Source organism: Streptomyces sp. NBC_01016 (genome assembly GCF_026341035.1).
GTDB lineage: Bacteria > Actinomycetota > Actinomycetes > Streptomycetales > Streptomycetaceae > Streptomyces.
The window spans coordinates 2,146,057-2,166,669 of sequence record NZ_JAPEOQ010000002.1 but is presented as its reverse complement, the minus strand read 5'-3'; the positions used below and the strand labels follow the sequence as shown (position 1 = coordinate 2,166,669).

Annotated in this window: 17 protein-coding genes and 1 pseudogene; 11 read left to right on the top strand and 7 right to left on the bottom strand. The window is 70.5% G+C overall.

Features of this window, described 5'->3' with window-relative positions:
* The first annotated feature begins 24 nt into the window (after positions 1–24).
* The gene (locus OG746_RS36645) at positions 25–1,554 is read left to right on the top strand and encodes an ISKra4 family transposase (RefSeq protein ID WP_266722633.1); all 1,530 of its coding nucleotides are present in this window, start codon (positions 25–27) and stop codon (positions 1,552–1,554) included.
* 7 nt (positions 1,555–1,561) lie between these two features.
* Here the strand turns inward: OG746_RS36645 and OG746_RS36640 are convergent, their stop codons facing one another.
* The 3 genes from OG746_RS36640 to OG746_RS36630 form a co-directional block, all read right to left on the bottom strand.
* Positions 1,562–2,110, bottom strand: coding sequence for a chloramphenicol phosphotransferase CPT family protein (locus OG746_RS36640; protein WP_266722631.1), 549 nt, complete (start codon positions 2,108–2,110; stop codon positions 1,562–1,564).
* 414 nt (positions 2,111–2,524) lie between these two features.
* Complete coding sequence (locus OG746_RS36635) at positions 2,525–2,650, bottom strand: hypothetical protein (RefSeq protein ID WP_266722629.1); 126 nt, start codon at positions 2,648–2,650, stop codon at positions 2,525–2,527.
* A 130-nt stretch (positions 2,651–2,780) separates the two neighbouring features.
* On the bottom strand, positions 2,781–3,506 hold the full coding sequence (locus OG746_RS36630) for an alpha/beta fold hydrolase (protein ID WP_266722627.1): 726 nt from the start codon (positions 3,504–3,506) through the stop codon (positions 2,781–2,783).
* A 773-nt stretch (positions 3,507–4,279) separates the two neighbouring features.
* Here OG746_RS36630 and OG746_RS36625 point away from each other — a divergent pair.
* The 9 genes from OG746_RS36625 (at position 4,280) to OG746_RS36585 (ending at position 15,685) form a co-directional block, all read left to right on the top strand.
* On the top strand, positions 4,280–5,017 hold the full coding sequence (locus OG746_RS36625) for a hypothetical protein (protein WP_266722625.1): 738 nt from the start codon (positions 4,280–4,282) through the stop codon (positions 5,015–5,017).
* Positions 5,018–5,414: 397 nt separating this feature from the next.
* A complete protein-coding gene (locus tag OG746_RS36620; RefSeq protein WP_266725654.1) occupies positions 5,415–5,720 on the top strand; it encodes a pilin in 306 nt (101 codons plus the stop codon).
* A 398-nt stretch (positions 5,721–6,118) separates the two neighbouring features.
* Entirely contained in the window at positions 6,119–7,738 is a 1,620-nt protein-coding gene (locus OG746_RS36615) for a TrbL/VirB6 family protein (protein ID WP_266725652.1), read from the top strand.
* 5 nt (positions 7,739–7,743) lie between these two features.
* Positions 7,744–8,646: a PrgI family protein gene (locus OG746_RS36610; RefSeq protein WP_266722623.1), complete on the top strand. Its 903-nt coding sequence runs from the start codon at positions 7,744–7,746 to the stop codon at positions 8,644–8,646.
* A 1-nt stretch (position 8,647) separates the two neighbouring features.
* A complete protein-coding gene (locus tag OG746_RS36605; protein WP_266722621.1) occupies positions 8,648–10,501 on the top strand; it encodes a VirB4 family type IV secretion system protein in 1,854 nt (617 codons plus the stop codon).
* Entirely contained in the window at positions 10,498–12,900 is a 2,403-nt protein-coding gene (locus tag OG746_RS36600; RefSeq protein WP_266722619.1) for a type IV secretory system conjugative DNA transfer family protein, read from the top strand. The genes OG746_RS36605 and OG746_RS36600 overlap by 4 nt, the downstream gene beginning before the upstream one ends.
* A gap of 30 nt (positions 12,901–12,930) precedes the next feature.
* Positions 12,931–13,929 (top strand): replication-relaxation family protein, encoded by a 999-nt coding sequence (locus OG746_RS36595; RefSeq protein WP_266722617.1) that lies wholly within the window; start codon positions 12,931–12,933, stop codon positions 13,927–13,929.
* On the top strand, positions 13,926–14,873 hold the full coding sequence (locus OG746_RS36590) for a C40 family peptidase (protein ID WP_266722615.1): 948 nt from the start codon (positions 13,926–13,928) through the stop codon (positions 14,871–14,873). Before OG746_RS36595 ends, OG746_RS36590 begins: the two co-directional genes overlap by 4 nt.
* The gene (locus OG746_RS36585; RefSeq protein ID WP_266722613.1) at positions 14,870–15,685 is read left to right on the top strand and encodes an extensin; all 816 of its coding nucleotides are present in this window, start codon (positions 14,870–14,872) and stop codon (positions 15,683–15,685) included. Before OG746_RS36590 ends, OG746_RS36585 begins: the two co-directional genes overlap by 4 nt.
* Positions 15,686–15,896: 211 nt before the next feature.
* On the opposite strand, the gene OG746_RS36580 is transcribed toward OG746_RS36585, so the two are convergent.
* Both OG746_RS36580 and OG746_RS36575 read right to left on the bottom strand, forming a co-directional pair.
* Complete coding sequence (locus OG746_RS36580) at positions 15,897–16,364, bottom strand: Pycsar system effector family protein (protein WP_266722611.1); 468 nt, start codon at positions 16,362–16,364, stop codon at positions 15,897–15,899.
* Between the two features lie 241 nt (positions 16,365–16,605).
* Entirely contained in the window at positions 16,606–17,811 is a 1,206-nt protein-coding gene (locus OG746_RS36575) for an IS110 family RNA-guided transposase (protein ID WP_266722609.1), read from the bottom strand.
* Positions 17,812–18,231: 420 nt separating this feature from the next.
* On the opposite strand from OG746_RS36575, the gene OG746_RS36570 reads away from it, so the two are divergent.
* A complete protein-coding gene (locus OG746_RS36570; RefSeq protein WP_266722607.1) occupies positions 18,232–19,041 on the top strand; it encodes a hypothetical protein in 810 nt (269 codons plus the stop codon).
* 175 nt (positions 19,042–19,216) lie between these two features.
* Here the strand turns inward: OG746_RS36570 and OG746_RS36565 are convergent, their stop codons facing one another.
* Entirely contained in the window at positions 19,217–19,585 is a 369-nt protein-coding gene (locus tag OG746_RS36565) for a hypothetical protein (RefSeq protein ID WP_266722605.1), read from the bottom strand.
* Between the two features lie 226 nt (positions 19,586–19,811).
* A pseudogene (locus OG746_RS36560) lies at positions 19,812–20,581 on the bottom strand (transposase family protein).
* Positions 20,582–20,613: the final 32 nt, after the last annotated feature.

Sequence of the window (20,613 nt, the reverse complement as noted above, 5' to 3'; positions counted from 1 at the left end):
TCGATGCCCCGGAACGAGAGCCCGATGGAAGACTACGAGCATGCCGCGATGGCTGACCCGTTTGCCCGCGCGGTTTCTTTCTTCACTCAGCTGACCTGCGATCTCTCCGGCCCGTCCACGCTGGCCCTGCCCCATCAGGAGGTGGAGGAGATGGCCGCGATGCGGGGCCGGGAACTGGCCCGGCTACTGCTGCAGGCCCACCTTGATCTGCGCGCGAGCCGCGAGGAAGCAGAGCTGAGCGCGTTGGGCCCGTGCTCGCGTGCGGCCCTCAGCGACGGACGCACCCGCCTGGAGCGCGGGCATAACCGCGAACTGGCCACCGTCGTCGGAACAGTGAGGGTGACCCGGTGCGCGCTCAGGTCGCCAGGCCGACCCAACTGCTATCCGGCCGATGCAGTACTCGGCCTGCCCAACGAGCGGCACAGCCTCGGGGTGCGCAGGCTGGCGGTACTCGAGGCAGTGCGCGGTTCTTACGACACCGCGATGGAGGCGATCACCCGATCCTGCGGGAAGGTGGTGGGCAAACGCCAGGTCGAACATCTTGTGCGGGCCGCGGCGGTGGACGTGGCCGCGTTCTATGCCGCCCGCACCCCCATGCCGGCGAGCGCGGCGACGCTGCTGGTGCTGTCCGTGGACGGCAAGGGCATCGTCATGCGCCCGGGCCACCTGCGCGAAGCCACCCGCAAGGCGGCCGAGCGCGCGCAGCGAACCTTCCGCACCCGCCTGGCCATCGGCGAGAAGGGCAACCGGAAACGCATGGCGACCCTGGCCGCCGTCTACGACGCCGACCCGGCAGTGCGCCGCCCGCACGATGTCATCGCCCCACCGGGCGGCCGCAGCACCCTCCGCGTCCCGCGTCCCGGGCCGAAAGCGCAGGCCAAATGGCTGACCGGATCGGTCGAGCACGATCCCGAGTACATCATCGCCGCCGCCTTCGACCAGGCCCAGGCCCGTGACCCGCAGCACCGCAGGAGCTGGGTGGTACTCGTCGACGGCGCCCGCCACCAACTCGACCTGATCCAGGCCGAGGCCAAGCGCCGCGGCGTGAACATCCACATTGTCCTCGACCTGGTGCATGTGATCGAGAAACTCTGGGCCGCCTCCCGCTGCTTCCACGCCCCCGCCGATGCGGACGCCGAGGACTGGATCGCCGTCAAGGCCGCCCGCATCCTTCGCGGATCCGCCCAACAGGCCGCCGACGAGATCCGCGCCGAGGCCGACCACCGCAAACTGACAGGGGATCAACGTACGGCTGCCGACAAAGCCTGCCAATACCTCGACAAAAACGCCGACTTCGTCCACTACGACCAGGCTCTCGCCGCCGGCTGGCCGATCGCAAGCGGTGTCATCGAAGGCGCAGCCCGCCACCTCGTCGCCGACAGACTCGACATTACTGGCAGCAGATGGAGCGTCCCGGGCGCCGAGGCCCTCCTCATCCTCCGCGCCATCATCAGTAACAACGACTTCCCGGCGTACTGGAACTTCCATGTCCAGGCCGAACACCAACGACTCAATTCAGGCTCCGACCAGGCCGAATACTGCCTGACGGCCTGAACGGTCATCAGAGATATCGCGAGCGAAGACGAGTGAAGGCGGTGGGCGTTGGCCGATCAGAGAGGAACTTTTTGATCAACTCGGCGCATTCGCGCGGATCGGCCGTGCCGGTGTCGCATTCGACGTCGTAATCACCATGCTCATGGACCAAGTCGTACTGCATCGCCGCAAGACCCGAAAGACGATCACCACGGGCCTTTTCTCTGCGGACGAGTTCTTCCAGTGAGCAGCGGACACCGACGAACAGCACATCCTCTGGGGGCAGCACGCTCAGGCAGTCGATCAGCCGCCACGGCTCGCTCAGTACATGATCGACGACGACATCGTTGCCCACCTCAGCCATGGCCGCGATCGAACGATGGAAGCCCATCCTCGTCCGGCGCAGAGCAGCGTCGAGGTCTTCCTGCGCGAGGTCCCGCTTCGTACGCATGGCGTTGAAACTGTCGACCGCCAAATAGGAGAAAACGCCGTCGTCCAGGATGTCGAGCAACTCCCGGGCGATGCTCGACTTCCCCGAACTGGACGTCCCGTTGAGGAAGATGATCCGACCAGTCATGTGGACATGATCACACGGCCGTCCAACCCGAACGAGATACCTACCAAATACGGACTGCATGCCCCTCACTCAGGGAGAGCCACACCCAAAGACAAGTAGATGCGTGCACCGGGGGCTCGACGAGATCGCGGAACAACACGGCCTGGGCGGCATACCGCTCCCGCAGGACCAAAAGGCTTCTCATAAACGTTCCTCCCCCGGAGCAAGATCGGAAACGGCCACCGGGAGCTGCCCGGATCGCCGATTCGTTGTCACAATCCGCTGTCATTCAGAAGGTGAGGCGGTCCGGCTCCCGGAATGGTTTGTGACAGCAGTCGAGCCTCTGATCGGCCCACCCAGGGGTATCCCCCGAGTGGCAAGCCCGCCCCCAGGTTGACCGTCCGCTTGGACGCTCGGCGAGCAGCCATACCACCTTCAGGAGCAGGTTCTCAGCCCTGCGGTGGCGACCTCCACCAGCACCTGGTCCGGGGCGACGGCGGGCCACGCGATCTCGGTCACGGTCCACGCGAGTGGTGTGCCGGCGGTCAGGAGTGCACGCATGGGGCGATTGTCGCCGGCCGGCCACCGTCAGGGGCCCCTCGGCCCAGTTCGACGGTCCCGTCAACTACACCGCCCCCGGTGCCACCTCCTCGATGTAGAGGTCAGGCAGCGGGTCCAACTGCGCCCTGACTCAAGAGTTCCCACTGACAAGGGCACGGATGTGGGCGGCGATGGCTGCCGGCTGTTCAGACGGAGCGTCATGACCGGCCTGTACATGGACCAGGCGGCTTCCCTGGATTCCATCGGCGAGTTCGTCCGAGTGGCTGGGCGCGACGAGTATGTCCTGGGATGCGGCGACGACCAGAGTGGGCAGGTCAAGGTTCGGAAGGTCGGCGCGGACGTCGATTCCCAGAGCAAGGTCGATGTGTCGGCGGGTACCCGGCTGGAGTCCGGTGCCGGTTTCCCTGGCGATCCGGTCGATGTCGTCATCGTTCAGCCCGGACAGGCTGGATGGTCCACAGGAAAGCTGCATGAGATAGCGCCCGAGTACCTGCGGATCCCCGTTCATCAGAGCGCGCCAATTGCGCAGTGCCAGACGCAGTCGGTCGTCCGGCCTGGCGAACCCGGCGACCAGCGCCAGCGTGGCGGTGCGCTCGGGGTGACGGATGGCGTGCCGCACCGCGATCGAGCTGCCCATCGAGTAGCCCACGACGCCGTAGCGTTCAAGACCAGCATGCTCGGCCGTCATGGCGATGTTGTCAGCGAGGTAGTCCAGGTTGAGTGGACTGTTGGGCAGAGGGCTGAGACCTGAGCCGGGATTGTCGACGGTAACGACGTGATGATGCTCAGCGAGGTGTTCCGGCAGACTGCCCCAACTCGTGGCGAGGGAGCCGCCCACACCGTGGACCAGCACCACCCCCTCCCCCTGGCCCTGGCCCTGGCCCTGCGCAAGGTGGTGGAGAACAACAGGCTCTGCGGCAGCGGGGTTCGGCACAGCGCTCCTCGACTCGAGATCATGGGCAAACACACGCCACCGTACGTTTCTGTCGCACCTGCCTGACCAGCGGGACGACCTCAGACAGCCACTGGCCGCCGTCTCAGCTTCCGTCTCATCCCGCGTCCGGCCCCGTTCAGAGGAAGCCGTGTCCCGAACCCCAACCGAAGACCAGGCGAACGCCAACGCACGTGAACGGGCCCGGACATCTCCCTGATCTGTGCAACAGACTGGGAAAGCGTCTTGGCTGTGGCCGAGTTGGATCAACTCCTGTCCTGGCACAACGAGTCCCTGTGACATGAGTAGACCCCGCCCCTGTCTCTCGGACGCGGGACCGCGGGCCGGTCGAGGAAAACGCAGGTCAGCGTGTGATCTGCCATGCGGATACCGCGTCCGGGCTGACACCACGCCGCGAGGCGGAGCGCAGCCGGGCGTCGCGGTGTCAGAAGTATTTTCGGCGGTTTCCTGTGACGTCGATACGCGAGTAAAGGTACTGGTCAACGGCTGATCTGCCACGGCGTGGACGGGACCCTGGCAGGCCTGCGGCAGGACAACTGCGGGGGTGTGGCGCTCTGTTGGTGCGGGCGTGGCGGGGGTGGCTGGCGCGATGAGCGGTGTCCGGTTTCGCCGCGCATCGAGGCTAGGAGCCCGCCGTGCACTCCACCCGCACCCGTACTCGTTCTGTCGTTCCGTCCGTGCGAGCGGTCCGTCGCCTGTCGCCGCTGGAGGAGGTGGAGGCCGTCTTCCAGCGGCTGTCCTGTGAGCCGCTGCCGCTGGTGCTGCCGGCCGCGCTGTTCGCCGGTGCGTCGGCGGGTGGGATGTGGCCGTTGGCCGCGGTCCGTTCCCGGCTGGTGCACCCCAGTTGCACCGAGTCGGTCCGCGCTCGGGTGTGGGCGGAGGTGTTGCGGCGCCGGGCGCGGCAGGGGGCGCCGTGGGACACCGTCGCGGTGGCCTTCGCGCTGCCGGGGCTGCGGCGCGCGGTGGGCCGGCTGCCGCGCCTGGCGGAGCTGGAGGTCTGCGAGGTCGAGCAGGAGGCGCTGGCCGCGGTGGCCCTCGAGCTCGTGGGCCTGTCGGGGCGGGAGGCGCAGGTGGGGTTGCGGTTGGTGCGGGCCGGGGACCGGGCCGCCCACCGCCTCCTGTACGCCGCGCAGCGCTCCCGCCGCGCACCGGTGGTGTCGCTGGAGGAGAACACCGTGGGCGCCCCGCTCTACGGTACCGGCGGCATGGCCGAGGTGATCGCGGTCGTGGAACGGGCCGTCGCCGCCGGGGTGTTGAGCGAGCTGGAGGGCGAACTCGTCACGCAGACACGCCTGGAGAAGCGGCCGATGGCGAAGGCGGCGAGTGCGGTGGGCGTAAGTGTGCGCTCGGCGTTCCGACACCGCGCGGCGGCCGAGGAGCGGCTCGCCGCGGCACTGCGAACCCAGGGGGACTGAAGCGCGCCGGTGGCACGGTCCGGTCGCGGTTTTCTCCTTGATAGGTGAGCGCATCCGTCGCACCGTCGGCGCCGCGGATGCACTCGCCACCCCGCTCGTTGCCGGGGTTCGGGCACGGCGTCTCGTGCTGACACCCGATCCCGCCCCTCCCCGCGTTTCGCGGCTCACCTTTCCTCGTGAAGGAGGTGAAGCGCTGATGCGGGCCTGCCCGGCCCCGGCGACGAGCCGCTGTTGTGCACCACCCCGGGCTGCTTCATCGCCTGGCTCCTTGGTTCGTCTCTCACTGCGGTCTTGGCCGTCGTCGCCTTGTTGGAGGTGTGTGTCCGTGCTCGCATCTGTGCCGCAGACGCTGCGGGTCTGGGTACGTCGGCCGGTCTCCCGGCGGGTCGTCCGGGGCATGGCCCGGGTCCTGTTCGTGGCCGCCGTCACCGTGCTGGCGCTGCTGTCGAGTCCCCCGGCCACGTGGGCCGTCGCGGATGTGCCGACGGTCATCAACAATCTGCGGAATTGGATCATCGGTATCCTCGCCGGGCTCGCCACCCTCTTCCTCACTTTCGGCGGGCTGCGCTACCTGATGGCCGGCGGGGATCCGGGGGAAGTCGAGTCGTCCAAGCGGGCGTTGAAGGCCGCCGCGATCGGCTACGGGCTGGCCATCCTCGCGCCCGTCCTGGTCACGGTCCTCAAAGAGATCGTGGGGGCCTGACCATGTCCCTCACCCGCCGTCACACACGCCGCCGTACCGGCCGACTCCTCGTGGCCACGCTCATCATCGTCGCTCTCACCCTGACAGCCGGTTCACCCGTCGCAGCGGCCGCAGTCGTCGCAGGTGCGGCCGCCGCGCCGATGGCGCCACCCGAACCGGGCCCCGCGCCCGCTCCAGGGCCCGCTCCCCCGGCGCCCCCAGGTGCCGATTCGAGCCCGCCGCGTCCCAGTCCGTCGCCGGGGCCTGCTCCAGCCCCGGGGCATCACTCCCCCAGGCCGCACGAACCGTCGCCACGCGAGCCGGCCCCGGGTCCCGCTCCGTCTGCCTGTGAGGCGGACGGCGATGCGAGCGACTGCGACAAGGGCACCGGCTTCTCCAGCTTCTTCGACGTGCCCGGCATGGTCATCGATGCCGTCACCGCGCTGCTGGGCTCCGTGGTCGAGGCGATGATGAAGCCCGTCCGTGAACTGCTGGGCAACACCCTGCTGTCCACCCCGGACGTCACCAAACAGGCGTCGGTGAAGCGGCTGTGGCAGGGCTCGCTGGCCGCCGCGATCACCATGTACGTGCTGTTCTTCCTGGCCGGCGGTGTCACGGTGATGGGCTACGAGACCGTGCAGAGCCGCTACGCGCTCAAACAGATCGCCCCGCGGCTGCTGCTGGGCATGGTCGCGGCGTCGTCCTCGCTGCTGGTGATGAGCAAGGCGATCGCGCTGGCCAATGCGCTGGCCCGCGCGGTGATGGGCTCCGACACCAGTGACGTCGGCAAGGGCCTGGCGAAGATGATCTACCCGTTGTTCATCGCCCGCGGCCAGCTCTATCTCGTGCTGTTCGCCCTGCTGTTGCTGGTGATGGCCCTCGCCGTGCTGTTCGGCTACATCGTGCGGGTCGCGGTCATCGCGATCCTCGCCGTGGCCGCTCCCCTCGCGCTGTCCTGCCACGCGCACCCGCTCACCGACGGCATCGCCCGGCTGTGGTGGCGGGGACTGTCCGGGTGTCTGATCATCCAGGTCGCGCAGTCCATCGCGTTCATCCTGTCCCTGAAGCTGTTGTTCGCCCCCGACACGTTGGTGCTGGGCATCACGAAGCCGAGCGAGCTGGGCACCCGGCTGGCCGGACTGGCCCTGTTCTGGGTGCTGTTCAAGATTCCCGGCTGGTGCACGCAGGTCATTCTGCGCGGTACGCCGATCACCGCGCCGCAGGGCGGGGGCGTGCTGCGGCTCTTCAAGAACGTCGCCCTATTGCAGCTGCTCAACTCCGTGGCCCCCGGCGCCGGGAGTGCACTCATGCGCGGCGGCGGTCAGGGCCGCCCCGGGGCCGGCGGTCGGGGCGGCAGGCGCCCGCCCGGGCCCCGTGGCCGACCGGGCGGTGCCGGTGGCCCGGGTGGCAGGCCGCCGCGCGGTGGGCCGGGAGGGCGCGGCCCCCGGCGAGGCGGCAACCGGCCTGCCGCACCAGGAAACCCCAGCCCTGGGCCGGGAGTTGGCGGGCCACCGCGCGGGCCTGGAGGAGGCGCTGGCCCGGGCGGTGCGCCCCACGCACCGGGCCCGAGCCCCACGCCCCCGGCGACTCCTGTGGGTACGCCGGGCAGCAGTAGCGGCGCCGCCACATCGGCCCCCGCCGCGCCACCTTCCCGCACCCTCGCCGCAGCCCCACGCTCGCCCCACCCCGTGCCCCACGTGCCCCACCCCGCCCAGGCCACCCGCTCCCGCCAACTGGTCCTGCCCGTCCCTGCCTCCCGGGTTCCGGCCCATCCCGGCAGGGCGACCCAGACCTGGCTTCCCGTCCGCGCCGACCGCGTCCCCCGCCCAGCACCACCGACCGCGACGCCCGCACACGCACCCACGGCCACAGCCACGCCCGCACCGTCGCCGGGCCGATCGCGTGCCGGGTCCGCCCCGGTCCGTGCCCGGCAACTGGCCCTGCCGGTCCCGGCCGCCCGCGTACGCCAACGCCCCATCCAGCCGATGCAGTTGCGGCTCCCCCTGGAACCGCCCGCCGCCCCCTCACCTCGGAGGTGACCTCGATGCCCTCGCCCGACGAGGAGTACGTCTCCCCCGCCAAGATCCCCGCCGACGTCGCCAAGAGCGATCAGATCCTCGGCCCCCTGACGGCCCGCCAGACCCTGATCCTGGCCGTCACCGCGCTCGTCCTGTACGGCGGCTACTGGGCCGCCCGCCCCGTGATGGCCCCGCTCGCCTACCTCGCCCTGATCACGCCGATCGCCCTCACCGTCACGGTGGTCGCCGTCGGCCGCAGGGACGGCATCGGCATGGACCGGATGCTGCTGGCCGCCCTCCGCTTCCACCGCGCACCCAAACGCCGCGTCCCCGCCCCCGAAGGCATCCCACCCCTACCCGCCACCACACCGGCCGCCTGGCGCACCCAGCACACCCCCGCCCCCACGCCGCTGAACCTCCCCTGCCGGGCCATCGGTGAGTCCGGTGTGCTGGATCTCGGCGCGGACGGCCGCGCGGCCGTGGCCGCCTGTTCCACGGTCAACTTCCATCTGCGCACCGGCGGCGAGCAGCAGGCGCTGACCGAGGCGTTCGCCCGCTGGCTGAACTCGCTGACCGGCCCCACCCAGCTGCTGGTGCGCGCCCACCGCCTCGATGTGGGCCCGCTCGTCGACGAGTTGACCACCTGCGCCCCGCAGCTGCCGCACCCGGCTCTGGAGCAGGCGGCCCGCGCCCACGCCGCCTTCCTCGACCAGCTCGCGGCCGACCGGGACCTGCTCACCCGGCAGGTCCTGATCATCGCCCGGGAGGCCTCGCCCGCCCAGGCGGGCCGGGCCGGCCACCGGCTGACCGAGGCGGCCCGCGCCCTGGAGGCCGCCGACCTCACCCTCACCCCGCTCGATGCCGACCAGGCCGCGCACACCCTGCGCCTGGCCGCCGCCCCCGACACATATCCCCTGGCAGGTGCCTGAAATGCCATTCCCCTTCCGCCGCACCACCACCCCGCCGCCGCCCGGCGAACTCGTCTCCGTACGACAGGAGTTCGCACAGCTGGGCCCGGACGCGATCGAGGTGCACGCCCGCACGCTCGCGGTCGGGGACCTGCTGGCCACCACCCTGGTGGTCACCGGCTATCCGGCCGAGGTGCTGCCCGGCTGGCTCGACCCGCTGCTCACCTACCCCGGCCGCCTGGATGTCGCCCTGCACATCGAGCCGGTCCCCTCCGCCCGGGCCGCCGTCCAGCTGAAGAAGCAGCGGGCCCGCCTGGAGTCCTCCCGCCGCCACACCCTGGATCACGGTCGCCTCGACGACCCGGACACCGAGGCCGCCGCCCAGGACGCCGCCCACCTCGCCTACCGGATCGCCCGCGGCGAGGGGAAACTCTTCCGCCTCGGCCTGTACATGACCGTCTACGGCACCAGCGAGGGCCAGCTGGCCGACGAGGCCGCGCAAGTCCGGGCGATCGCCGAGTCGTTGCTCGTTTCCACCGCTCCGGCCACCTACCGGGCGCTGCCGGGCTGGCTGGCCACGCTGCCGCTCGGCCTGGACACCCTGAAGGTGCGGCGCACCTTCGACACCGAAGCGCTGGCGGCCTGTTTCCCGTTCGCCTCCGCCGACCTGCCCTGCGAGTCGGCGATGGCGCCCGGCGGCGTCCTGTACGGGATCAACACCACGTCCGGGTCGCTGGTGATGTGGGACCGCTTCGCGCAGGACAACTACAACTCCATCACCCTGGCCCGCTCCGGCGCCGGCAAGTCGTACCTGACCAAACTGGAGCTGCTGCGGCTGCTGTTCACCGGCGTCGAGGCGATGGTCGTCGACCCGGAGGACGAATACCTGCGCCTCGCCGAATCGGTCGGCGGCACCGTCATCCGCCTCGGCGACCCGACCGTCCGCCTCAACCCCTTCGACCTCCCCACCACCGCCACCGCCTCCGCGGAGGGCGACGACCTACTGACCCGGCGGGTGCTGTTCCTGCACACCTTCCTCAGCGTGCTGCTCGGCGGCGACCTGGCCGCCGGCGAACGCGCCGTCCTGGACCGGGCCGTCCTGGCCACCTACCAGCAGGCCGGCATCACCAGCGATCCGCACACCTGGACCCGGCCCGCCCCGCTGCTCGCCGACCTCGCCGCCCAACTGACCGCCCTTTCCGAGCCGGCCGCCGCCGACCTCGCGATGCGCCTGGCCCCGTACGTGACCGGCTCGCACCGCCAGCTGTTCTGCGGCGCCACCACCACCCGCCCCACCGGACACCTCGTCGTCTTCGCCCTGCGTGACATTCCCGAAGAGCTGAAGGCGGCGGGCATGCTGCTCGCCCTGGACGTGATCTGGCGCCAGGTCGCCCACACCCGCACCCTGCGCCGCCGCCTCGTCGTGGTCGACGAGGCGTGGACGCTGATGCGCGAGGGTTCAGGGGCCCGCTTCCTGTTCCGGATGGCCAAGGCCGCCCGCAAACACTGGACCGGCCTGGCGCTGGTCACCCAGGACGCCGACGACGTCCTCGCCTGTGACCTCGGACGCGCCATCGTCTCCAACGCCGCCACCCAACTCCTCATGCGCCAGGCCCCGCAGGCGATCGGCCAGATCGCAGGAGCCTTCCACCTCTCCCAGGGCGAACGCCACCACCTTCTCGCCGCCCCGCGCGGCTGCGCCCTGCTGCTGGCCGGCCGCACCAAGGTCTCCTTCAGCCCCCTGGCCTCCGAGCACGAACACACCCTCATCACCACCGACCCGGCAGAACTCCAGACCGGCGAGGACACCACACCCGTCGACAGCGACAGCGGGGATCCGTACGGGCTGCCCGACCTGAGCGGACTCACGCTGTGAACCCGACCGCCGCCGACAGCACCGGCGGCCTGCTCCGCACCTTCCTCACCAACCCCGGCGCCTTGTGGGCTCCCGCAATCGACGGGGGCACCGCCTTCCTGACCACTGCCTGGCCCTGGATCGCCCCGACAGTCGTCCTCGGGGCGGGCGGGATGCTGGCCCTGCGCCGGATCGTGCACCGCCGTCGCCAACACGCGCTCGCCCAGGGGGCACACCTGGTGACGATCCTCGCCCCGCCTACCGTTCCCGAGCGCGGCGGCCAGGTGCTGTGGGCGCAGCTGTCCGGGCTGCTGCGCCCCTGGTACCAGCGCCTGCTCCACGGGCAGCCGCACCTCGCCTTCGAATACGCCTGGACCAGCGACGGCCTGACCGTACGGGTGTGGCTGCCCGGCAGCCTGCCCACCACACTGGTGCGCCGCGCGGTGGAAGCCGCCTGGCCCGGCGCCCACACCACCCTCACCGACGCCGCCCAACCACTCATCCCCGAAGGGGACTTGTGCACGGCGGGGGTGCTGCGGCTGGCCCGCCCCGAGGTCCTGCCCCTGCGCACCGACCACAAGAGCGACCCGCTGCGCGCCCTGCTCCAGGCCGCCACCGGCCTGGACGAGAACGAGAGAGCACTCGTCCAGGTCCTGGCCCGCCCCGCCACCGGCCGCCGACTCCGCTCCGCCCGACGCGCGGCCCGCCGCCTCAAGGCCGGACACACCCCCTCACGGCTGCCCGCCCTGTTCCGACTGTTCACACACGCCCCGCAGCGCACCACCGCCGCCAAACCGGACCCCTCGCACGGCGTCGAGGTCCGCGACACCGTCTCCAAACTCACCGGCCCCCAATGGGAAGTCGCCCTGCGCTACGCCTGCACCCTGCCGGCGAAGACCACCAACCCCGAGGCCCGGCTGCGCGGCCGCGCGCACGCCCTCGCCTCCGCCTTCGCCCTCTACAGCGCCCGCAACTGGCTCAACCGCCACCGCCTGCACCACCCCCACCCCGTCCTCGCCGCCCGCACCTTCCCCCACCGGGCGGACCTGCTGTCCGTGCCCGAACTCGCCGCCCTCGCCCACCTGCCCACCGACCCGGACGCCCCCGGCCTCGCCCGCGCCGGAGCCCGCTCCATCGCCCCACCCCCGGCCATCCCCCAACCCGGACCCAGCATCAAACCGCTGGGCGCATCCGATACCGGCACCCGCCGCGGCGTCGGCCTCGCCGTCACCGACGCCCGCCAGCACCTGCACCTCATGGGCGCCACCGGCTCCGGCAAGTCCACCCTCATCACCCACCTCGTCCTCGACGACGTCCACGCCGGGCGCGGCGCCATCGTCATCGACCCCAAGGGCGACCTCGTCACCGACCTCCTGCACCGCCTCCCCGCCGCCTGCGCCGACAAATTGGTCGTCATCGACCCCGACGACCCCCACACCCCGCCCTGCCTCAACGTGCTCGACGGCGCCGACATCGACGTCGTCGTCGACAACATCACCGGCATCTTCCGCCGCATCTTCACCGCGTTCTGGGGACCCCGCACCGACGACGTCATGCGCGCCGCCTGCCTCACCCTGCTCCGCCACGCCCAACTCACCCACCGCCTCGTCACCCTCGCCGACGTCCCCCGCCTCCTCGGCGAGCCCGCCTACCGGCTCCGCATGATCCCCACCATCAAGGACCCCGTCCTCAAAGGGTTCTGGACCTGGTACGAGTCCCTGTCCGAACCCTCCCGCGCCGCCGTCATCGGCCCCGTCATGAACAAACTCCGCGCCTTCCTGCTGCGCCCCTTCGCCCGCGCCGCCATCGCCTCCGGAGAATCCACCTTCCACCTCCCCGACATCCTCGACGGCGGCATCCTCCTCGCCCGCCTCCCCAAAGGAGCCCTCGGCGAGGAAACCTCCCGCCTGCTCGGCTCCTTCATCGTCGCCAAGACCTGGCAGGCCGCCTCCGCCCGCGCCCGCCAAGCCGAGCACACCCGCATCGACGCCGGACTGTACGTCGACGAGGCCCACAACTTCCTCAACCTCCCCTACCCCCTCGAAGACATGCTCGCCGAGGCCCGCGGCTACCGCCTCGCCATGACCCTCGCCCACCAAAACCTCGCCCAGCTCCCCCGCGATCTGCGCGAAGGCATCTCCGCCAACGCCCGCAACAAAGTCTTCTTCAACGCCTCCCCCGAAGACGCCGGCCTCCTCGAACGCCACACCCTCCCCACGTTGGCGGCCCACGACCTCGCCCACCTCGGCCCCTACCAAGCCGCCGCCCACCTCCTGTCCCACGGCGCCGAAACAGCCGCCTTCACCCTCACCACCCGCCCCCTCCCCGCCCCGGCCGACGGCCGCTCCGACACCCTGCGCGCCGCCGCCTCCGCCCGCGTCGGCGCCACCCCCTCCCACTCCACCCACCTCCCCCTCTAACCACCCACCCCGGCCGAGGAGTTCACCGCCATGCCCGCATCCACCCCCAACCCCGGCTACGTCCCCCGCGCCGCCATACGCCGCAGACGACCCACCCCACCCGCACGCGCCCGCACCGACCTCGCCCACCTCGCCACCCGCCTCACCGCCCGCGACCTGTGGCTCATCGAAATGCTCCACGAACACAAGGTCCTCACCACCCACCACATCCACGCCCTCGCCTTCACCAGCTCCCGCACCACCAACCGCCGCCTGCGCGAGCTCTACCACCTGAACGTCGTCGACTCCTTCCGCCCCCTGCGCACCCACGGCTCCGCCCCCGAGCACTACACCCTCGGCAAAGCCGGAGCCGAACTCCTCGCCGCCCGCGCCGGCGTCGACCTCCCCGCCACCGGCTGGCGCAAAGACCACACCGCCCGCATCGCCTTCTCCCCCACCCTCGAACACACCCTCGGCGTCAACACCCTCCTCACCCAACTGGCCACCACAGAAGGCTTCTTGCAGCTCTGGCTGTCCGAACGTTCCGCCACCCGCCTGTGGGGCGACTGGATCCACCCCGACGCCTACGCCCACCACACCAACAACACCGGAGCCACCGGCCCCGGGTGGCTGTTGCCGTTCTTCCTCGAATACGACACCGGCAGCTACAACCTCGCCCGCGTCGAAGCCAAACTCCCCGGCTACGCCGCCCTCGCCGCCACCACCGGCACCCGCACACCCCTCCTCATCCACACCTCCACCACCCGCCGCGAAACCGCCCTCCGCCAACGACTCGCCGACACCACCGACCGCCTCGAACTGCCCCTCGCCACCACCAACACCGGACTCTTCACCCCCACCGCCCCCGCCTGGCTCCCCCTCACCACCACAACCGCACCCACCGACCGCCTCACACTCCCCCAACTCGCCACCCACTGGCCCGACCTGAGCCCCGCAGGCACCCCCGAAACCACCCTCCCGGCCCCCGGCCGCCACACCACCCTGCCCTGGCGCCCCACACCACCCCGCCCACCCACCGACACACCATGACCAGCGGCACCGGCAAAGCCGCCGCCGGAATCAGCTGCGCCCTCCTCACCCTGACCCTGCTCGCCGCCCTCACCGCCGCCGCAGCCCTCACCTCGATGCTGCCCGGCAACGGTGCATCGGCCTCCCCGAGCAAACAGGCCCTCGCCGACATCCCACCCGCCTACCTCGCCCTCTACCAGCGCGCGGCACCGGAATGCCCCGGCCTGTCCTGGACGATCCTCGCGGCCATCGGCAAGGTCGAAACCAACCACGGCCGCCACCCCACCATGCGCTCCTCCGCAGGAGCCCAGGGCCCAATGCAGTTCATGCCGACCACGTTTCCGGCCTACGCGTACCCGGTCCCACCCGGCGGGAAGAAGCCACCAACACCGTGGGACCCGGTCGACGCCGTCTACGCCGCCGCCCGCCTCCTGTGCGCCAACGGCGCGAAGAACGGCAAAAACCTCCGCCGCGCGATCTGGCACTACAACCACGCCGACTGGTACGTCGACAAAGTCCTCAAGACCGCCGCACAATACGCAGCCGCCACCCCCGCCCCCAACAGCTCTGCCGCCAAGGCCGTCACCTACGCCCGCGCCCAACTCGGCCAGCCCTACGTCTGGGGCGGCGACGGCCCCGCCGAAGGCGGCTTCGACTGCTCCGGCCTCACCCAAGCCGCCTACCGCGCCGCCGGCATCCAACTCCCCCGCGTCGCCCAGGCCCAGCACACCGCAGGCCCACCCCTGCCCAACCCACCCCCACTCGCCCCCGGCGACCTCCTCTTCTACGGCCCCCACCGCAACAACATCACCCACGTCGCCATCTACACCGGCAACAACCGCGCCATCGACGCCCCACACCCCGGCGCCGTCGTCCGCGAAACCAGCGCCAACACCAACTCCCCCACCTTCCAGGGCGCCACCCGCCCCTCCGCCACCAACACCGGTACGGGAGGCGGCCGGTGAACCCACCCGACCAACACGAGGCCATCCGCCTGCTGCGCACCATGACCCGAACGCTGTGCGCGGTCGGAGCCCTCGCGCTGGTCTTCACCACCGTCAACGTCACCCTCTTCGCCCGCTCCCGAGGCGTCCCGCTCCCGATCGCGATCCTCCTCGACCCCATGCTCGGCGCCGCACTCGCCGTCGTCCTGTACGCCGACGCCCGCCTCGCCGCCTGGGGCATCCGCCCACCCGGATGGTCAACAGCCCTGCGCTGGTCGGCAGGATCGGCCGCGGCACTGATGAACAGCTGGGAATCCCTCTGGCCCGACGGACAGATCGGCTGGCCCCGTCGGGCAGATCCGGCAGCAGTGCTTCTGCACCTCACCCCGGCGTTGCTCCTGATCCTCCTCACCGAAACGATCGCGGCCTACCGCCGCATCATCGCCAACCTGCCCACCCCGACCGACACCACAGCGGCCCCGCGTCCCGAACCGAACACGCCCCCGCCATCCTCGATAGCCGAAGCGGCGCTCCCCCGCGCTCTCTCGCCACACACCAATACCGGAGCAACCGCCGTTACGGACAACAGCACCGTCGACACGCCCGTGCCACCGCCTCCAGTACCGCCGGCCCACCCCAGCTCGGACGGCACGACAGACGCCGATCTGTGGGCCCGCGCCGCAGCGTTGGACACCACCGCCCGCACCACAACCGGACGGCCGGCAAGCGTGTGGAGACTGCGCACCGAACTGCACATCGGCCCAGACCGGGCCCGACAGATCCACGCCCACCTCGCGACCCGCCAACCAGAGACGCCACCACCGCCCGCATGACCATCACCAACCCGGTTCACGCATCGATCGGATCTCCCGCTCGAGGCCGCTCGGTCCCCAGCGCGAGCCAGGCCTGCGCCATCGCAACCGACCAGATGCCACATATGGACAATCTGTGCACCATCGGCCCGCAGGCACGATCCGCTTGAGACTCCCTGCCGCCACACGCACGCCTGCCGGACTTACCGGGCAGCGCCGCCCTCCGCCGAGCTCACAATGCCCGGGAGAGCACGACCGCTGCCGCCAACAGGCCCAGCCCACCCAGCAGGCAGTCGACCGCCACCCGGAGCAGCAGGAACTTCCGTCGGGCGAGTGCGGCCATGTAGCGCAGGTGCTCCACGCGATAGCCCATCGCCAGACAGTCGTTGAGCTCCTCGCGGGTCAGCCGGGACCAACTCGGCCAGCCCGGCCCACCGAGATCCGGCCGCACCGCAAGCAGGAGCAGCACCGTCGAGGCCAATAGCGCTGCGCCGCCGACGGCCCCGATCACGACGGCCGGCGCCGGCAGATGCAGGTCCTTGACCGTCGAGACCAGCGCAACAAGGACAGCTCCGGACAGGGCCAGCAGCAAGCTCGCCTTGCCCTCGGCGCGGGCCAGATCGCTCTGCAGGGACGTGAGCGTCGCCGCTATACGATCCTGCGTCCTGTCGTGTGATGGAGCAGGTGCGGTGGTTGCCATCAGCGCGTCGTCTCCCGCTACTTCGGACGATTCCCCTGTGCCTCATGGGCCGTATGCGCCGGAGGATACGCCGGAGCCGACAACAAGGGGCCACGCAGGGTCAGTTCGGCCACTGCAACCCATGGCGCTTGCGCCCCACACCACCGCTCTCGCAGCCGGCACCGATCCAGATCCAGCCAGCAACCGGGCCGATCAGCTACGTCGCTCGACTCCCGGCACGAGCAGAGTCTCAATGGCGAAGTCAACTGCCGTGGAGGCGGATCGGCGGCTCCGGGGTGAAGAGTCGGTTGTCGCGCAGCAGGGCCCACAGCACGTCGGTGCGTCGTCTGGCGAGAGCCATGACGGCCTGGACGTGGTTGCGGCCCTCGGCTCGCTTCTTTCGGTAGTACTGCTGGTTCGGGCCTGCTCGCACCATGCTGGTCTGCGCGGAGAGGTAGAAGACTCTGCGCAGACGGCGGCTGTAACGCACCGGCCGGTGCAGATTTCCCGTGCGCTGACCCGAGTCGCGCGGCACCGGTACCAGGCCGGCCGCGGACGCGAGGTGGCCCGCGTCCGGGTAGGCGGTGAGATCCCCGGTCGCGGCGATCAGCTCGGCCCCCAGCAACGGGCCCATCCCCGGCATGGATTCGATCACCTTGGCCTGCGGATGCCGATGGAAGACCTCCCGGATCTGCGCATTGAGCTGTTTCAGCCGCTCGTCCAGCTGCAGGATCTGGGTGGCGATGTCGGCCACGATCTGAGCGGCGACCTCCTGCTCTGTGAGCATGATGTGCTGGCGGCCCGCTGCGTCCAGGGCCTGCTCCGCGACGGCCTGCGCGCCCCGTACCTTCCGCCGGGCCAGCCATGCGGCCAGCCGCCGGGCGCCGCAGCGGCGCAGGGCCTGCGGGGTCTGATAGCCGGTGAGGAGCACCAGGGCGCCCCGGCGGTTGGCGTAGTCGAACGCCGCCTCCAGCACGGGGAAGTATCCGGACAGCACGCAGCGCATGCGGTTGAGCATGCGCACCCGGTCGGCGATGAGATCGCCGCGATGCGCGGTCAGCAGCGAGAGGCAGCTGACCAGTTGTTCCGGGACGGCTATGGTGCCCAGGTCCCGGCGCAGCCGTGCCGTCTCCGCGATCACGAACGCGTCGCGGGCATCGGTCTTGGCCTCCCCGCGGTAGGTCGCGGCCATGTGGTGGACGGTGCGGCCGGCGACGTAGCTGGCCCGCTGCCCGCGAACGGCCAGCAACGCCAGCAGCAGTGCCGCCATTGTGTTCCGCATGTCCACGGCCCAGCGGACCTCGTCCGCGAGGCCGAGGGCCCGGTCGATGGCATCCAGCAGGGCGCCCTCGTCGTTGCGGACCTGCCGGGACCAGGCGAGGGTGCCCTCGCCGGTGACGGCGGCCATCCAGTGGTGCTTCTTCCCGATGTCGATGCCGACCCAGATCACGTCGTGCCGTTGCGTCATGCCCGACTCCTCTTTGCGCCAGGACTCGTGCCGCTGTTCGGGAATCCCGTCGTCAGCTCCATAGACAGCGACCGGAACGCACATCTCAATCAGCAGACCAGGACCCCCACCGAGGCCGGGCGGCCACTCTGCACGAGCCACGCACGACACGCGTCCATGAGCCACACCCGGCCTCGTTGACCAGCACAGAGTCTTTCCCGACTGTGCTTGACAGCCAACACCCTATGGAGCGTCCATGGTCGAACCGGCCCGCTGCCGAGCGGTTCACGATCGGTGAACCCTCCGGCATCGGACCGGCTCCGATCGGGATCTCCGCGCAGCGCACGCGCCCCATCGGACACCGCGATGCCACACGCACCGCACCCCGGCCGGGGACCTCACCCAACCAATATCGAATTGCCGGAAGTTGAGGGCCCCACCATGTCCGACACCCAAACCCAAACCACCGCCTCGGTGCACGTACTGCACCCGACCCCGACACCCGCACCCCAACCGCTGCCCGCGCTGACCGGCGCACCCGCCGCCGTCCACGCCGAACTCGCCACCCGCCCCCACGGAGCCACCACCGCCGAACTCTCCCTCGCCGCCGGACTCGGCCGCTCCACCACCGGCAAAGCCCTGACCCTCCTGGAAGAAGCCGGACTGGCGGCCCGCAAGCGGGGCGGCCACTCCGGCACCGGCCGCACACCCGACCGCTGGCACTCCACCCCCGCAGCGCCCGACGAATCAGCGGCCGAGGATCCCGCACCCCAGGACCAGAGCCCCGGACTGGACCCCGTACCGGCCGAGGGCCCCACTCACCCGGCCAACACCCAGGGTGCCGTGGCGCTTTCGAGCTCGGAAGCGGAGCTCGACACCCACGAGAACAGGCCGGTGAACGGCGACTCCCACGAAGGCAGCGCACCACAACCCGGCAAGGAGACCTCTGCCACGGAAACGCCGGGGCGGACGGTGCCCGATCACGCCCCGGCCCCGCCCGCCGCAGCGGACGGCAAGCGACGGCTGGCGCCCGGCGGACTGCGCCAGATGGTGATCGAGCACCTGCGGACCCACCCGGAAGAGGCGTTCACCGCCACCCGGATCAGCCGCATCATCGAGAAGTCCTCGGGCGCCATCGCCAACGCCCTGGTCACACTGACCAAGCAGCACATCGCTGAACAGATCAGCGACAGGCCGCGCACCTACCGCCTCGCCCGACCGTCCACATCAGCCACCGACTCCGGCGCGTAACAGTCCACACGGCACACGGCGGGGAGGGGCCCCAAGGTCTCACCCCGCCGTCAACTCCGTTCACAGTGCCTCAGATTGAGCGGGTCGGGACGCGAATGCGGGCTTCGGCAGCGCCTGCAACCGAGGTGAGGTGGCGTCCGGGTGGCCTGCCGACCCGGCCTGAGCCTGGACTCGCTCAGCGTGGTGCGATGTGCATGGTGAAGCGGACTTTGGTGGAGCCGAGGGTTTCGGTCACCTTCCAACAGCCGGGCCCGGGGAAGCTGATGACCGTCGGCCACCACTGCCGATCACCGTTGGTGGTGGCAAATCCACCAGTACTACCGCGCGCGGAGCCGGGTTGGTCCAGTCGTGCGACATCGACGTGCGGGGCGCCTTTCTGGGCAGTCACGTGCCCCTGGGCGTCCAGCGTTATCGAAGGGTATTTCGTGCGGTACCTCTCGTCGCGTTCATCCGCATGATTCAGAAGGTCGGGTTTGGCCACCCACAGGTCGTCAGCGCCGTACCATCTGCGCTTCTTGTCGAAGTCATGCACGGCGGTCGGCACAGAGCCGGAAGAGACTGGCGCCGTGTCAGTGCAGGTTGCATGCGGACTGCTAGGAGCGTCCGGCCGGCTAGCCGAGGAGGATGGAGAATCCGGCTGGGATGACGTGGACGTCGAGCAGCCGACGGCCAGCAACACCAACGGGCCCACCCAGGATGCTGCTCCTCGTGCCATCCGTCTTCGCATAGTTCTCAGTCTTCCACGGCGGTCAGCTCCATTGGCTGCGTCTTCAACCTGCGATCGAGGCGGTGCAGTGTTGGGCGAGGACGGCCCGAACCAGGCTGCTGATGCGGGTCGTGGGACTGCGGATCTTGCGCAGAAGCCGCCAGGTCTTCAGGGTGGCCATGGCCTGCTCGACGGAGCCCGGATCTTCGCGTGGGACCGGTTCACCGGTTGTTGGCCTGCGGAGAGCGTCTCCTATCGGCCCCAGTGTGGGACACGGACCGTGCCGTCGGCGCCGCGATAGCCCTTGTCCGCCCAGCAGGCGATCTGCGCTTGGTTGAGGGCGTCGATGATGCCGTGCTGCCGAGCCGCCCGAACCTCGTGGACCGAGCCGGGCAATGCGGGCGATGCCCACAGCAGTCGGCCGAACGGGTCCGCGAGGACCTTCACGTTCATCCCGTGCCGGCGGTGCTTGCCGGAGTAGAACGGCCGGCCGGCAGCCACCCGGTCGATGGGTAGGAGCGTCCCATCCAACAGGACGTACGCCTTGGCAGATGCCGCTCGGACGGCCTCGGTCAGGGTCGGCGCGAGCGTCGCGAGCAGGTTGACTGCTTCGGTCACGTATCGGTAGACCGCGCTCGACCCGACCTGGAAACCTGCCGCGAGTTGGGCGTAGGTCGTCCCGTTCCGCAGATGCGCCAGCGCGAGCAGGGCCTGCCTGTTGGCACTCAGTCGACGCCGGCGGCTCCCGATCTGGCGACGGTGCTCGCGCAACTTGGCGGCGAGGAACCGCAGGGAACAGCTGGAGACATCCAGCCCGCACGGGTAGACAAGCACAGGAAGTCTCTGGTGGGTCGGGAAATCTAGTG

Coding starts and splice junctions, on each gene's coding strand:
- OG746_RS36645 (WP_266722633.1), top strand. CDS start 25: ATGGAAGACTACGAGCATGCCGCGATGGCTGACCCGTTTGCCCGCGCG.
- OG746_RS36640 (WP_266722631.1), bottom strand. CDS start 2,110: ATGACTGGTCGGATCATCTTCCTCAACGGGACGTCCAGTTCGGGGAAG.
- OG746_RS36635 (WP_266722629.1), bottom strand. CDS start 2,650: ATGCGTGCACTCCTGACCGCCGGCACACCACTCGCGTGGACCGTGACC.
- OG746_RS36620 (WP_266725654.1), top strand. CDS start 5,415: ATGGCCCGGGTCCTGTTCGTGGCCGCCGTCACCGTGCTGGCGCTGCTG.
- OG746_RS36615 (WP_266725652.1), top strand. CDS start 6,119: ATGGTCATCGATGCCGTCACCGCGCTGCTGGGCTCCGTGGTCGAGGCG.
- OG746_RS36610 (WP_266722623.1), top strand. CDS start 7,744: ATGCCCTCGCCCGACGAGGAGTACGTCTCCCCCGCCAAGATCCCCGCC.
- OG746_RS36605 (WP_266722621.1), top strand. CDS start 8,648: ATGCCATTCCCCTTCCGCCGCACCACCACCCCGCCGCCGCCCGGCGAA.
- OG746_RS36595 (WP_266722617.1), top strand. CDS start 12,931: ATGCCCGCATCCACCCCCAACCCCGGCTACGTCCCCCGCGCCGCCATA.
- OG746_RS36590 (WP_266722615.1), top strand. CDS start 13,926: ATGACCAGCGGCACCGGCAAAGCCGCCGCCGGAATCAGCTGCGCCCTC.
- OG746_RS36580 (WP_266722611.1), bottom strand. CDS start 16,364: ATGGCAACCACCGCACCTGCTCCATCACACGACAGGACGCAGGATCGT.
- OG746_RS36575 (WP_266722609.1), bottom strand. CDS start 17,811: ATGACGCAACGGCACGACGTGATCTGGGTCGGCATCGACATCGGGAAG.
- OG746_RS36570 (WP_266722607.1), top strand. CDS start 18,232: ATGTCCGACACCCAAACCCAAACCACCGCCTCGGTGCACGTACTGCAC.